The organism is Salmonella sp. SAL00672, assembly GCF_046552175.1.
Lineage (GTDB): Bacteria > Pseudomonadota > Gammaproteobacteria > Enterobacterales > Enterobacteriaceae > Salmonella > Salmonella enterica.
Map to the genome: position 1 here is coordinate 1 of NZ_JBGDUQ010000002.1, position 13,400 is coordinate 13,400.

Annotated in this window: 9 protein-coding genes, 1 tRNA gene and 3 rRNA genes; 5 read left to right on the plus strand and 8 right to left on the minus strand. The window is 49.7% G+C overall.

What is annotated here, in order from left to right; translation table 11 throughout:
- The 4 genes from ACLJTG_RS05765 to rrf (ACLJTG_RS05780) form a co-directional block, all read left to right on the plus strand.
- Nucleotides 1–750 (plus strand): 23S ribosomal RNA (locus ACLJTG_RS05765); the annotation flags it as partial.
- 196 nt (nucleotides 751–946) lie between these two features.
- Nucleotides 947–1,062: ribosomal RNA gene (gene rrf, locus ACLJTG_RS05770) — 5S ribosomal RNA — on the plus strand.
- A 14-nt stretch (nucleotides 1,063–1,076) separates the two neighbouring features.
- Nucleotides 1,077–1,152: transfer RNA gene (locus ACLJTG_RS05775), tRNA-Thr, on the plus strand.
- Nucleotides 1,153–1,191: 39 nt separating this feature from the next.
- Nucleotides 1,192–1,307, plus strand: a 5S ribosomal RNA gene (gene rrf / locus ACLJTG_RS05780).
- Nucleotides 1,308–2,304: 997 nt separating this feature from the next.
- Here the strand turns inward: rrf (ACLJTG_RS05780) and ACLJTG_RS05785 are convergent.
- The 3 genes from ACLJTG_RS05785 to ACLJTG_RS05795 form a co-directional block, all read right to left on the minus strand.
- Nucleotides 2,305–2,526: a membrane protein gene (locus ACLJTG_RS05785; RefSeq protein ID WP_000825645.1), complete on the minus strand. Its 222-nt coding sequence runs from the start codon at nucleotides 2,524–2,526 to the stop codon at nucleotides 2,305–2,307.
- A 236-nt stretch (nucleotides 2,527–2,762) separates the two neighbouring features.
- On the minus strand, nucleotides 2,763–5,876 hold the full coding sequence (locus ACLJTG_RS05790; RefSeq protein WP_001273283.1) for an efflux RND transporter permease subunit: 3,114 nt from the start codon (nucleotides 5,874–5,876) through the stop codon (nucleotides 2,763–2,765).
- An 11-nt stretch (nucleotides 5,877–5,887) separates the two neighbouring features.
- The gene (locus ACLJTG_RS05795) at nucleotides 5,888–7,045 is read right to left on the minus strand and encodes an efflux RND transporter periplasmic adaptor subunit (RefSeq protein ID WP_021000833.1); all 1,158 of its coding nucleotides are present in this window, start codon (nucleotides 7,043–7,045) and stop codon (nucleotides 5,888–5,890) included.
- Nucleotides 7,046–7,458: 413 nt separating this feature from the next.
- On the opposite strand from ACLJTG_RS05795, the gene envR reads away from it, so the two are divergent.
- Complete coding sequence (gene envR / locus ACLJTG_RS05800; protein WP_001085725.1) at nucleotides 7,459–8,121, plus strand: acrEF/envCD operon transcriptional regulator; 663 nt, start codon at nucleotides 7,459–7,461, stop codon at nucleotides 8,119–8,121.
- Nucleotides 8,122–8,123: 2 nt separating this feature from the next.
- Here the strand turns inward: envR and ACLJTG_RS05805 are convergent, their stop codons facing one another.
- The 5 genes from ACLJTG_RS05805 to dusB all read right to left on the minus strand — a co-directional run bounded on the left by ACLJTG_RS05805 (nucleotide 8,124) and on the right by dusB (nucleotide 12,878).
- Nucleotides 8,124–10,223, minus strand: a complete 2,100-nt coding sequence (locus ACLJTG_RS05805) for a putative bifunctional diguanylate cyclase/phosphodiesterase (protein ID WP_021000832.1) — start codon at nucleotides 10,221–10,223, stop codon at nucleotides 8,124–8,126.
- A gap of 150 nt (nucleotides 10,224–10,373) precedes the next feature.
- A complete protein-coding gene (locus ACLJTG_RS05810) occupies nucleotides 10,374–10,538 on the minus strand; it encodes a DUF2556 family protein (protein ID WP_021000831.1) in 165 nt (54 codons plus the stop codon).
- A gap of 82 nt (nucleotides 10,539–10,620) precedes the next feature.
- A complete protein-coding gene (gene yhdJ, locus ACLJTG_RS05815; RefSeq protein WP_000642612.1) occupies nucleotides 10,621–11,505 on the minus strand; it encodes an adenine-specific DNA-methyltransferase in 885 nt (294 codons plus the stop codon).
- An 85-nt stretch (nucleotides 11,506–11,590) separates the two neighbouring features.
- A complete protein-coding gene (gene fis / locus ACLJTG_RS05820) occupies nucleotides 11,591–11,887 on the minus strand; it encodes a DNA-binding transcriptional regulator Fis (RefSeq protein ID WP_000462905.1) in 297 nt (98 codons plus the stop codon).
- Between the two features lie 25 nt (nucleotides 11,888–11,912).
- A complete protein-coding gene (dusB, locus tag ACLJTG_RS05825) occupies nucleotides 11,913–12,878 on the minus strand; it encodes a tRNA dihydrouridine synthase DusB (RefSeq protein WP_001219664.1) in 966 nt (321 codons plus the stop codon).
- Between the last annotated feature and the right edge of the window lie 522 nt (nucleotides 12,879–13,400).

Consider the following 13,400-nt stretch of genomic DNA (forward strand, 5'->3'; position numbering starts at 1 on the left):
TGGAGCCGACCTTGAAATACCACCCTTTAATGTTTGATGTTCTAACGTGGACCCGTTACCCGGGTTGCGGACAGTGTCTGGTGGGTAGTTTGACTGGGGCGGTCTCCTCCTAAAGAGTAACGGAGGAGCACGAAGGTTGGCTAATCCTGGTCGGACATCAGGAGGTTAGTGCAATGGCATAAGCCAGCTTGACTGCGAGCGTGACGGCGCGAGCAGGTGCGAAAGCAGGTCATAGTGATCCGGTGGTTCTGAATGGAAGGGCCATCGCTCAACGGATAAAAGGTACTCCGGGGATAACAGGCTGATACCGCCCAAGAGTTCATATCGACGGCGGTGTTTGGCACCTCGATGTCGGCTCATCACATCCTGGGGCTGAAGTAGGTCCCAAGGGTATGGCTGTTCGCCATTTAAAGTGGTACGCGAGCTGGGTTTAGAACGTCGTGAGACAGTTCGGTCCCTATCTGCCGTGGGCGCTGGAGAACTGAGGGGGGCTGCTCCTAGTACGAGAGGACCGGAGTGGACGCATCACTGGTGTTCGGGTTGTCATGCCAATGGCACTGCCCGGTAGCTAAATGCGGAAGAGATAAGTGCTGAAAGCATCTAAGCACGAAACTTGCCCCGAGATGAGTTCTCCCTGAGACTTAGAGTCTCCTGAAGGAACGTTGAAGACGACGACGTTGATAGGCCGGGTGTGTAAGCGCAGCGATGCGTTGAGCTAACCGGTACTAATGAACCGTGAGGCTTAACCTTACAACGCCGAAGATGTTTTGGCGGTTGAGAAGACGAACAATTTTCAGCTCAGATTCAGAGTCCGAAGGATTTTACGCTGAGACAAGGCGGCAAACGCAGCGACGGAAGGAGCATACAGAAGTATGTGACTGACGCCCGCAAGAGCAGCCAACGCCGTATCAGTGTAAAAGACACAGGACAGAGCACAAAGAATTTGCCTGGCGGCACTAGCGCGGTGGTCCCACCTGACCCCATGCCGAACTCAGAAGTGAAACGCCGTAGCGCCGATGGTAGTGTGGGGTCTCCCCATGCGAGAGTAGGGAACTGCCAGGCATCAAATTTAGTGTGCTGATATGGCTCAGTTGGTAGAGCGCACCCTTGGTAAGGGTGAGGTCCCCAGTTCGACTCTGGGTATCAGCACCACTTAATACGGTTAAAGTTCGGCATTTGAAAAAGAATTTGTCTGGCGGCAGTAGCGCGGTGGTCCCACCTGACCCCATGCCGAACTCAGAAGTGAAACGCCGTAGCGCCGATGGTAGTGTGGGGTCTCCCCATGCGAGAGTAGGGAACTGCCAGACATCAAATAAAACAAAAGGCTCAGTCGAAAGACTGGGCCTTTTGTTTTTGTCTGTTGTTTGTCGGTGAGTACTCTCCTGAGGAGGACAAATCCACCGGGAGCGGATTTGAACGTTGCGCAGCAACGGCCCGGAGGGTGGCGGGCAGGACGCCCGCCATAAACTGCCAGACATCAAATAAAGCAAAAGGCCCAATCGAAAGATTGGGCCTTTTTGCATTTATCTCTCTATGGAAAAAGTTATCGGTTAATGGCGCCGACGCGTTTTATATTTGGTTTATACCCTTCATACTTCAAGTCGCTTATGTGTTGGCTACGGATTACTCGGCCCATTCATGGGCCTCGCCCTGACGGGCCGTCGCACGCGATGTTCAAATCTGCTCCCGGCAGATTTGTCGCTCACCCCAGTCACATAGTTATCTATGCTCCTGGGGACTCACTCCCTTGCCGCCTTTAAGCAACTCGAATTATTTTGGGTATATAACATCTTCGTAGAGTGGATAAAAACCGTTTTAGTCAACGTGATTTCCCGCCATATATCCGCCTGAACCATAGAATGTGAACCGTGCTGAAGTGGATGTACAAACGGCTTTTACTTACGCCTCTAATAAGCAATAGAGATATTCGCTGAGGACTAAGAATCTGGCCCATTAGGCTATTTTATTTGCCAGTTTGGCCCTGGGACAGTGCTCAAAATCCTCATGTATTACGTGTATGCTCCGGTTTTTATCCAGACTGTCTGCGATAATTACGCCTAATGACCACGCTCTAAGTCTTACTGTATAAAGCGTGTTTGTAATGCGGCTTACGATGCTATCAAGCTACAATTTTGTCTGCATCGGACAAGGAATAGAATAAATACCATCGGGATGGGCGAGTAAGAAAAGAGAGCGTTTTATCGTGTTAACTTTCGGGGGACAGGCTGAACAGATTACGTCGCTGAGTATCCTTACGACCTTTATATTATTACTGAAAGCGCGGCATTGCCGCGCCTGCATGTATCATTTAGAAAGCGCAATGATACCCATCGTCAACCCTGCTACCGCCGCAGCGCCGCCAGCAATAGCGCCTGCTGTCTCCCAGTTATCCTGCGTAGTACCTTTCATACATGTATTGGTATGAACCAGCCGCCCTTGATCGTCATAAACCGGTACGCAGGGAGAATCATGTGCACAACCTGCCAATAAGGTGGTAAGCAATGCAACTGGAATTAGTCTTTTCATGGTGTTACCTCATTAATCAGCGTTTCGCAAAGTACAGCAACGTAAATGCTGGCTCTAACCGCTGCGAAAACGAGAGTTATTTTACCACCACAGAAAAAATGGCTGACATGAGGAATCATCTCAATTCATGTGAATTGTAAAAACTATGGAGAATGCAGAGGTAAGCGGAGAGGGGGAATAGCGGAGATAAAAACGTACCGTTTAAAAAGGCGTCCGAAGACGCCTCTGTTTACCGGTTAATCATGATGGCGATTAAATCGGCGTTTTACAACAACGAAGAATACTGGCACGAAGAAGATAGCTAATAAGGTTGCGGTTAACATTCCCCCCATAACCCCTGTGCCTACTGCGTTCTGTGCACCACTACCTGCGCCACGACTGATAACTAACGGCATTACCCCGAGAATAAAGGCCAGCGAGGTCATTAGAATAGGACGTAAACGCATACGGGATGCTTCCAGCGTCGCTTCAATCAATCCACGTCCTTCTTTTTCCATGAGATCTTTGGCGAACTCAACAATCAGGATGGCGTTTTTAGCAGAAAGGCCAATAGTGGTTAACAAGCCAACCTGGAAGTAAACGTCATTGTTCAGACCGCGCAATGACGCTGCAAGCAGAGCGCCAACCACGCCGAGCGGTACGACCAGCATTACCGAGAACGGAATTGACCAGCTTTCATACAGAGCGGCAAGGCAGAGGAAAACGACAATGAGTGAGATTGCGTACAGCGCCGGCGCCTGGTTACCTGACAACCGTTCCTGATACGACATACCTGTCCAGTCATAGCCAATACCGTTTGGCAGCTGTGAAGCCAGGTTTTCCATTAACGACATGGCTTCACCGGTACTTCGTCCGGGCGCTGCTTCACCGAGCAGTTCCATTGACGGCATCCCGTTATAGCGTTCCAGGCGTGGCGAACCATAAATCCACCGTGCTGAGCTAAAGGTAGAGAAGGGCACCATCTCGCCATTAGCGCTGCGAACATAAAGATTGTTGATATCTCCCGGCAGCATACGGAACTGAGCGTCAGCCTGAACGTATACTTTTTTCACTCGTCCGCGATCGATAAAGTCGTTAACGTAATAGCCGCCCAACGCCGCGGAGATGGTTTCGTTGATATCAGACAGCGAAACGCCGAGCGCCTGCGCTTTTTCTTGATCGACATCCAGCTTGAACTGTGGCGTGTCTTCCAGCCCGTTCGGGCGTACGCGCACTAATAGATCAGGATGCTTCGCGACCATACCCAGGAGTTGATTACGCGCTTTTGTTAACGCATCGTGACCGAGTCCTCCCTGATCAATCAGTTCGAAGTCGAAACCTGTTGCGGTACCTAACTCGACAATTGCCGGCATGTTGAAGGGGAACACCAACCCGTCGCGAATCTGGCTAAAGGCGCGTGTCGCTCTGGCGATAACGGCTTCGACGCTATTTTCTTCACCGTTACGCTCTTCCCAGGGTTTAAGGCTGACAAATGCCATCCCTGAGTTTTGTCCCTGACCGCTAAAGCTAAAGCCGTTTACGGTAAACACGCTTTCGACGTTCGCTTTTTCATTATTCAGGTAGTAATGAGTGACTTGATCCAGCACTTTCTGCGTACGTTCTTGCGTAGCGCCAGAGGGGAGCTGAATCATGGTCAGGAATACCCCCTGATCTTCTTCCGGCAGGAAGGATGTCGGGAGGCGTAAAAACAGAACCGCCATTCCGACTACAATAAGTAGATAGATAATGAGATAGCGACCCGTATTACGCACGATGCCGCTTACGCTGTTAGTATAGTGGTTAACGCTGTGGTCAAACCTGGTATTGAACCAGCCAAAGAAGCCGCTTTTTTTCTCGTGATGTTCAGCAGATACGGGTTTAAGCAGCGTAGCGCACAGTGCTGGCGTCAGAATCAACGCAACCAGAACGGATAGCGCCATTGCTGAAACAATAGTAATAGAGAACTGGCGATAAATTGCCCCGGTCGAGCCGCCAAAAAAGGCCATCGGGATAAATACCGCAGACAGTACCATCGCGATACCAACCAGCGCTCCCTGAATCTGCGACATGGATTTTTCCGTCGCCTCTCGGGGAGAAAGGTTATCCTCCATCATTACACGTTCAACGTTTTCTACGACCACTATCGCATCGTCAACCAACAGCCCTATCGCCAGTACCATACCAAACATCGTCAGAGTATTGATGGAATAGCCAAAGGCGGCGAGTACCGCAAAAGTGCCTAGCAACACGACAGGAACAGCGATGGTAGGAATCAGGGTTGCCCGGATATTCTGTAAGAACAGATACATTACCAGGAACACCAGAATAATTGCTTCAAACAGCGTTTTTACCACTTCGTGGATAGATATTTTTACGAAGGGCGTTGTGTCATAAGGATAAACCACCTTCATTCCCTGAGGGAAGAAAGGCTGCAGTTCCGCCAGTTTCGCTTTGATTGCGGTTGCGGTATCCAGCGCGTTAGCGCCGGTCGCCAGTTTAATACCGAGACCGGAGGCCGGTTTACCGTTAATGCGCGCTACAACATTATAGTTTTCACCGCCAAGCTCAATACGCGCGACATCTTTGAGATGGACGACAGAACCGTCGGTATTGACACGCAACGTAACTTTGCCGAACTCTTCCGGATCTTTCAGACGCGTTTGGGCGATGATTGAGGCGTTAAGCTGCTGGCCCGGTAATGCTGGCGTGCCGCCCAGTTGGCCTGCCGCAATCTGGTCGTTCTGTACTTTTAACTGGTTGATGACGTCAACTGGCGTGAGCTGGTATTTATTTAGCAGATTCGCATCCAGCCAGATACGCATGGCGTACTGTGCGCCAAATAGCTGAACGTCGCCCACACCATTAAGACGGCTGATAGAATCCTTAATGTTAGAGGCGACATAGTCAGAGATGTCGTCCTGGGTAGTGTTCGGATTATCCGAGACGAACCCGGCGACCATCAAAAAGCTGCTGCTGGACTTTTCAACGCTAATCCCCTGCTGCTGGACTTCTTGCGGCAGTAAAGGCGTGGCGAGCTGCAATTTATTTTGCACCTGAACCTGCGCGATATCCGGATCGGTTCCGGACTGGAAGGTCAGGGTGATGGTCACGCTACCAGCAGAGTCGCTGGTAGAGGACATATACATCAGGTTATCGATACCGTTCATATTTTGTTCGATAACCTGAGTAACCGTATCCTGTACCGTCTGCGCATCCGCGCCAGGATAGGTTGCAGAAATAGAAACCGCTGGCGGCGCAATGGTTGGATACTGCGCAACGGGAAGTTGCATTATTGCCAGTGCGCCAGCCATCATCAGGATAATGGCCAGAACCCAGGCGAAAATAGGACGTCTAATAAAAAAGTTTGCCATGTACGGTTACCTTATTGCGCCGTTTTCGCTGCAGGAGCATCGGTAGTGGCTTTCACCTGGACGCCCGGTCGCGCTTTTTGTAAGCCGCTGACGATGACCTTATCGCCCGGTTTTAACCCTTCGCTGATGAGCCATTTATCGCCAATAGCCTGCACCGCCACGACATTGCGGGCTTCGACCTGGCTTTTATCGTTAACCACCATCACCATTGCGTCGCCGCGCGGCGTGCGGGTCACGCCCTGCTGGGGGACAAGGATGGCATTGGGCTGGACGCCTTCATCAATGCGGGCGCGAACAAACATACCGGGAAGCAGACTGTGTTGCGGGTTAGGGAACACCGCCCTGAGCGTGATAGAGCCGGTGCTTTCATCTACGGTAACGTCGGAAAATTGCAGCGTGCCTTTAATCGGGTAGACCTGACCATTTTCCATTACCAGTTGAACCGTGCTACTGGCGCTGTCTTTATGCAGGTTACCTTGTTCGACGGATTGCTTGAGTCGCATAAAGTCGTTGCTTGATTGCGTCACGTCGACATAAATCGGATCGAGTTGTTGCACGGTAGCCAGTTCAGTTGACTGACCATTAGTCACCAGCGCGCCTTCAGTCACATTAGATTTTCCTATACGCCCGCTGATGGGTGAGGTGACTTTGGTATACGCAAGGTTAATACGCGCGCTTTCAACAGCGGCTTTTGCCGCCACAACGGCGGCATCGGCCTGGCGGGCGTCGGCAATCGCCTGATCATATTCCTGTTGGCTGATATATTTTGTGCCGACCAGTGGAACATAGCGTTTGACCGTCAGGTGCGCGATAGCCGCAGCCGCTTCGCTTTTAGCAAGTTCGCCTTTAGCGCTGTCATAATCAGCCTGATAAGTGGCAGGATCGATCTGATAGAGCGACTGCCCGGCCTCTACATCGCTACCTTCGGTGAAGTTTCTTTTAAGCACGATCCCGCTCACCTGGGGGCGAACCTCCGCAATGCGAAATGCGGACGTACGTCCGGGAAGTTCGGTCGTTACGGCTAGCGGCGCTGTTTCGACCACATGGACGGTGACTTGCGGCTCGCCGGCATGAGCCTGGGTATCTCCCTGGTCATTACAACCGGCCAGCAGCGCAGCAGAGAATATGATGAATGAGGGCAGGAGTGAAAACCTGGCATGTTTCGTCATTACTGTTCCTTAAAAAACCGAAAGCTCGTTATTCACCGGATAACGGTAAGGCGTTAACGCGCGAAAAATAGAATAGCAGTGGGGTATCCTACAAATTATTAGCTTGTGATGTAAGCAATACTTATTTTGGGATGGGGTTCACGGCACATAAAAGCAAAAAAAAAGAACTATTCCCTGTCGTTTCATAATGTCCCGATTAGTAAAATCATGATGTTGAATAACATAAATAGAAATATATATTTTATATGAATGTGTTTTATTAATTTATTTGTTTTTATTATTGATTTGGCGATATTGTGCGAAATAAAAATAGCTGTCTCTCGTCTGACTAAAAAGGACATGATAAAGTTGTTTTTTGTGCTGAGTATTTTATCAGCGTATTTATCGTTTTTATGGTCCAGGATATCTTAATTATGGCGAAGAAAACGAAGGCGGATGCGCTTAAAACGCGGCAACATTTGATTGAAACCGCTATTGCGCAGTTCGCTTTGCGCGGCGTTGCCAACACGACGTTGAATGATATCGCTGATGCCGCTGATGTCACGCGGGGCGCCATCTACTGGCACTTTGAGAATAAAACGCAGTTGTTTAATGAGGTTTGGTTACAGCAACCACCTTTACGCGAACTTATTCAGGATAGGCTTACGGGATGCTGGAATGATAATCCCTTACAGGATCTACGAGAGAAATTTATTGCAGCCTTACAATATATTGCGGCAGTGCCTCGTCAGCAGGCATTAATGCAGATTTTATATCATAAATGTGAATTCCATAATGGTATGATATCGGAACAGGCCATTCGGGAGAAGATGGGTTTCCATCATCAGTCGCTGCTTGAAGTATTACAGCGATGTATGGATAAAAAACTGATCTCAGGCAGTCTTGATCTGGATGTCATATTAATTATTCTGCATGGTAGTTTTAGCGGAATAGTAAAAAACTGGTTAATGAATCCCACAAGTTATGATCTTTATAAGCAGGCGCCTGCATTAGTCGATAATGTATTAAAAATGCTAAGCCCGGATGGCAGTGTGAGGCAATTAATGCCAAATGAACAACAGGCGGAAGAAGCCTGAGATTATTTTGAGTTGATATTATATATTGACCTTGTGAATATATTGGCAGAGTCCCGAATATCGCGAGCAATTTCCTCTGCCGTACGCGGCTTGCCAAGCAGGAACCCCTGAAGCGTATGGCATCCTAACTGGGTCAAAAATTGTTGCTGCGTTTCATTTTCTACCCCTTCTGCCACAATTTGCAGATTTAACGCTTTCGCCAGCGCGACAATAGCCGCAACAATGGTCGCGCCGTCGCCTGCCTCGCTGAGTTCATGTACGAAAGCGCGATCAATTTTTAGTTCGCACGCCGGAAGACGTTTCAGATAGAGAAGGCTGGAATAACCGGTGCCAAAGTCGTCAATAGAGGCCTTAACCCCCATTTCCGTTAATCTGGTGAGTATAGCGACGCTTTGCTCTGGCTTGTTCATCGCCGTGGTTTCGGTGATTTCCAGAATCAATAAATCGGGACGGATACTGTGTCGGGCCAGGCTCCGCGTAATGGTGTCCACAAGCCCGGGCTGCTCAAATTGTAAGGCGGACAGATTTACCGCCACTGACCATAAGGCGTATCCCTGTAAGTGCCACTCGCGGAGCTGTCGACACGCCTCGTCTATCACCCAGCTACCGATAGTGACGATAAGACCCGTTTTTTCCGCCAGCGGTAAAAACTGGTCAGGATTCAGTACGCCTTGTTTTGGATGATACCAGCGCAACAGGGCCTCAAATCCTACAATGGGGCCGGCAGGGGCCTGAAATTTAGGCTGGTACACCAGCCTGAGCTCTTGTCTTTCCAGCGCCAGCCACAGGTCATTCATTAGCTGAAGTTGGGTTTGCGCCAGCATATTCATTGATGGCTGAAAGAAATGGTATCCGTTACGCCCCGTATGTTTCGTGTGGTACATTGCGGCATCGGCGTTGAACATCAGTTCCCGTTCGTTTTTTCCGTCCAGCGGATAGAGCGCTATTCCCACGCTAAGGGTGACGACCAGTTCATACGGATCTATCGTAAAGGGCGCATCTATCGAATGTACCAGCGCGCTGGCAAGGGAAGCCGCTTCGTCAGGCGCGCTGACTTCTGCAAGCAGCACAAATTCGTCGCCGCCAATCCGCGCCAGGGTAAACTGCCCGCTCAGCGGTTGGTTCAGACGATGCGTGACCGCCACCAGTAGCTTATCGCCAATATCATGACCATAGGCGTCATTAACGGTTTTAAAGCCATCCAGATCCATAAACAGTAGCGCGAAAGACGTGTTTTCCCGATTCGCTTTGCTGATGGCCTGTTCCAGACGATCCTCAAGGAGTACCCGGTTTGGTAAACGGGTGAGCGTATCATGCAGCGCCAACTGCGCCAGTTCCTGGTTCGCCTGCGCCAGCGAAGAGGCAAGTAGTGCGGTACGGGCCTGAAGCCGGGCGTCAAATAAAGAAACCAGCAGAGTAATACCCAGGATAGTCAGCGCGACCACGCTGACAAGAACAGCCAGCCAGTTGCTATCGACGCCACGATGTTCCATCGGCCAGTTTTGGGGAAAGTGTGCGGCCTTCATGCCGGCGTAATGCATGCCGGCGATAGCTATCCCCATTAATACCGCGGCGCCTGCTCGCCTCAGGGCGACATCTGTTCCCTCATGACGCAGGCGGAACGTGAGCCACAGCGCGCCGCAGGACGCCAGTAGCGCGATAATGATAGAGAGGGCAACCCATGCGCTATTCCAGACGATAATGGAAGCAAATTGCAGCGCCGCCATCCCGGTATAATGCATTGCGCTGATGCCCAGTCCCATCACCAGCGCGCCCGGCAGTAAACGGCGCAGGCGCAGTTTTTCAGCGCTAACCAGCCATAGCGCAAACAGGGAGGAGCCGATCGCGATCAGCATGGAGAGGCCGGTGAGGAACGGATCGAAGCGCATGTTCATCGCGTGATCCATCGCCAGCATCCCGACAAAATGCATCGCCCAAATACCGACGCCCAGCGCGAAGCCGCCGCCCATTAGCCATATTCTGGCGTTTGATCGGGCGCTTCCGGCTACGCGTCCGGCCATATTTAATGCGGTATAGGACGCAAAAATAGCGACAGCAAATGAAACCGCCACAAGGATGTGGTTGTACTCACTAACCGGCATGTATCATTAGCTCATTGGTTATGCAGGAAAAGAACAGGACGAGACAGTATCCCCCCTTCTTTTATCCTCAACGTGTTTTAATTCCCTGTTTTTATAAGGGATAAAAGAAATCCGGGTGATAAATAATCATAGGTTAAATCGCCCGATTCGCTACTCCAGATCGATACAATTGATCAATTTGAGAGGGTTAACCGAATCCATGTTTCGGCACTTATCCTGTTCAGTCGTCATCAATTCGATCCATTGCATCAAAAGCGCATCAAAAAGAAAAACGGAGACGGCAAAAACAACCAGCCACCAATACTTACGTATCATCGTCAAATCCTGTGTATTCATGCCCATGCGTGCTGGGAATATACATGAAATTTTGACGCTGAAAAGAGGACTTACAATGCTTTTACTTCTCTGAAGATAGCGCGTTTATCCCGACATTTCGCTGCTTTTTGGACAGGTTTTGTGTTTTTCTCTTTTTGACTTTTGCAAGTTCATTTTCTGAATAATGCGAAGTGACGCTCAATCTTCTGAGCCCCATTTTTACGTATTCATTATTGAGTTCAATACCGATAAACTTACGACCTGACTCCGCTGCGACAGCGCCTGTGGTGAAACTGCCCGCGAAAGGGTCCAATACAGTATCGCTCGGGTTAGAAGAGGCCAGTATGATCCGTTTTAACAGCGCGCTGGGCTTTTGCGTAGGATGGTTTTCATATTCATCCATCAGATAACGTACGCGAGGAAATGACCAGACGTTGCCCGGCACTTTTTTCTGATTGTATGGTTGGGGCGGGTTTTTTCGATAATCGATTAGCGCGCGCTTAGCGCCCGTGGTGGTCTCGACCAGAATCGCGTCACGGTTAAAGGTATAGCTTTTCGGGTTTTTTACCATCATCAGGATCGGTTCATACATAGAACCAAAGTATTTTTTCGCCTGCACCCCGGAACTATCATAGGACCAGACGATACGGCTTTTGATGGTAAAAAGCGTTCGGCATTTGAGATCGATATACGGCATATTTTCTGTGCTATTCATGATGTACATGGTGCCGTGTTTCTTCAGTACGCGGTGGCACTCATCAATGCATTCATACAGCCAGGCCAGAAAAGACGCTTCGTCCCAGGATTCCACCATACCGTCGAAATCTTTTCCGATATTGTAAGGCGGATCGGCAAAAATTAAGTCAATGCTTTCAGAAGGCAGTTTTTTAAGTTCTGTTAGCGCGTCACCGTGAATAATCTTCTTCGATTCATCGCCAAAGTACTGAGGTTCACATTCCGCTTTCATGACCAAATTCCATGTGATGCGTATAAAAAAGGCGCTTCCCCATGCCGAGTAGCGCCTTTTTAAACAAGCAGTTAGCTAATCGAAATTAGTTCATGCCGTATTTTTTTAATTTTTTACGCAGCGTACCACGGTTGATGCCCATCATCAGAGCAGCACGGGTCTGGTTACCACGGGTGTATTGCATCACCATGTCCAACAGGGGCTGTTCTACTTCAGCCAGTACCAGCTCATACAGGTCATTAACGTCCTGACCATTCAGTTGAGCAAAATAGTTCTTCAGTGCCTGTTTAACCGAGTCACGCAGGGGTTTTTGGGTTACCTGATCCTGAGAGTTAACGGTAGAAACGGTCAGTACGTCAGAATTTACGCGTTGTTCGAACATAGTTCTGTCAGCTCTTTATTTCTGTTTACGCAAAATTTTCGAAGTATGCCTCCAACGCCTCCAGCTGTTCGCTGGCGTCCTCAATAGCGTTGAATGTGCGCCGAAACTGGTCGTCTGGAGCGTGCTCCTGGAGATACCAGGAGACGTGTTTACGAGCGATTCGGTACCCTTTTGCCTGACCGTAAAAGTCATGCAGTTCCCGAACATGCGTGCAAAGCAAGCGCTTTACCTCTGCCAGCGGCAGCGGCGGAAGCAGCTCCCCAGTGTCCAGATAATGCTGGATTTCCCGAAAGATCCAGGGTCTTCCCTGAGCTGCGCGGCCTATCATCAGGGCATCCGCCCCTGTATAGTCGAGAACAGCTCTGGCTTTATGCGGGTTAGTAATGTCGCCATTCGCGATAATCGGAATGGAAACTTTCTGCTTAACTGCCCGAATACTGTCGTATTCAGCTTCTCCGTTGAACAAACAGGCGCGGGTGCGGCCATGGATGGTCAGAGCCTGAATACCACAATCTTCAGCCAGTTGGGCAATCTCTACGCAGTTACGGTGTTCCGGCGCCCAGCCGGTGCGAATCTTGAGAGTCACAGGAACGTCCACTGCGTTTACGACCCCGATGAGTATAGACTTCACTAAATCCGGGTACTGCAAGAGGGCTGAACCTGCCAGCTTACGATTCACTTTCTTCGCCGGGCACCCCATATTGATATCAATAATCTGGGCGCCGCTTTCCACGTTAATACGTGCGGCATCGGCCATCTCAACAGGATCGCTACCGGCAATTTGCACCGTGCGAATTCCTGGCTCATCAACGTGCACCATCCGTAAACGAGATTTATCGCTTTCCCACACTTGCGGGTTAGAAGACATCATCTCGGATACTGTCAATCCTGCTCCCATCTCATAGCACAGCGTCCGGAAAGGTCTGTCAGTAATGCCAGCCATGGGCGCTGCGATCAGGCGATTTCTGAGCTGATATTGTCCGATGCGCATGAGTTAAGAAATGACCATACTGTGACTGCAAGGCGGCGTATATTACGCATTTTTTGCACGAGATGAAAGGCCAAACTTTGAACAATCCACTGTTGTAGATCAATGAATCGTGCTTAAAAACAGCAAAATAAATTTATAATTCAGTAAAATCATAGGGTTATTTATTGTCGGCGGTTTTGTACGCGCTTACAAATTCCCGTAACTTCTCTCTATTTCTTCGTCCAGAAACAAGATAAGCGGAATAATCTGCTTTTTTTATAAGCTAATTACCCCAAATGAATGGGATCGCCGTCTCGTTTCAGGACAAGATCACTTCCCGCTGCGCGTGACTTTTCTCCATTGCCAGTCGGAAGGGGGCGCACAGATGCGCTTTTGTGTTCATGAATGGCACGCATAAATTTTTCCAGCTGTGCTGAAGAGCGCGTTAGCGGATGCTGCAGAACAACCCGGACAGCATTACTAAGTACGAGGGCGATGGCTGCGACCCGTTAAAACGCCAGTACCTTTTGTCCGCTGGTAGCA

Bases quoted from the DNA above. Each gene is read 5' to 3' on its own strand.
- dusB (WP_001219664.1), bottom strand. From the start codon at position 12,878: ATGCGCATCGGACAATATCAGCTCAGAAATCGCCTGATCGCAGCGCCC.
- ACLJTG_RS05795 (WP_021000833.1), bottom strand. From the start codon at position 7,045: ATGACGAAACATGCCAGGTTTTCACTCCTGCCCTCATTCATCATATTC.
- fis (WP_000462905.1), bottom strand. From the start codon at position 11,887: ATGTTCGAACAACGCGTAAATTCTGACGTACTGACCGTTTCTACCGTT.
- envR (WP_001085725.1), top strand. From the start codon at position 7,459: ATGGCGAAGAAAACGAAGGCGGATGCGCTTAAAACGCGGCAACATTTG.
- ACLJTG_RS05810 (WP_021000831.1), bottom strand. From the start codon at position 10,538: ATGATACGTAAGTATTGGTGGCTGGTTGTTTTTGCCGTCTCCGTTTTT.
- ACLJTG_RS05805 (WP_021000832.1), bottom strand. From the start codon at position 10,223: ATGCCGGTTAGTGAGTACAACCACATCCTTGTGGCGGTTTCATTTGCT.
- ACLJTG_RS05790 (WP_001273283.1), bottom strand. From the start codon at position 5,876: ATGGCAAACTTTTTTATTAGACGTCCTATTTTCGCCTGGGTTCTGGCC.
- yhdJ (WP_000642612.1), bottom strand. From the start codon at position 11,505: ATGAAAGCGGAATGTGAACCTCAGTACTTTGGCGATGAATCGAAGAAG.
- ACLJTG_RS05785 (WP_000825645.1), bottom strand. From the start codon at position 2,526: ATGAAAAGACTAATTCCAGTTGCATTGCTTACCACCTTATTGGCAGGT.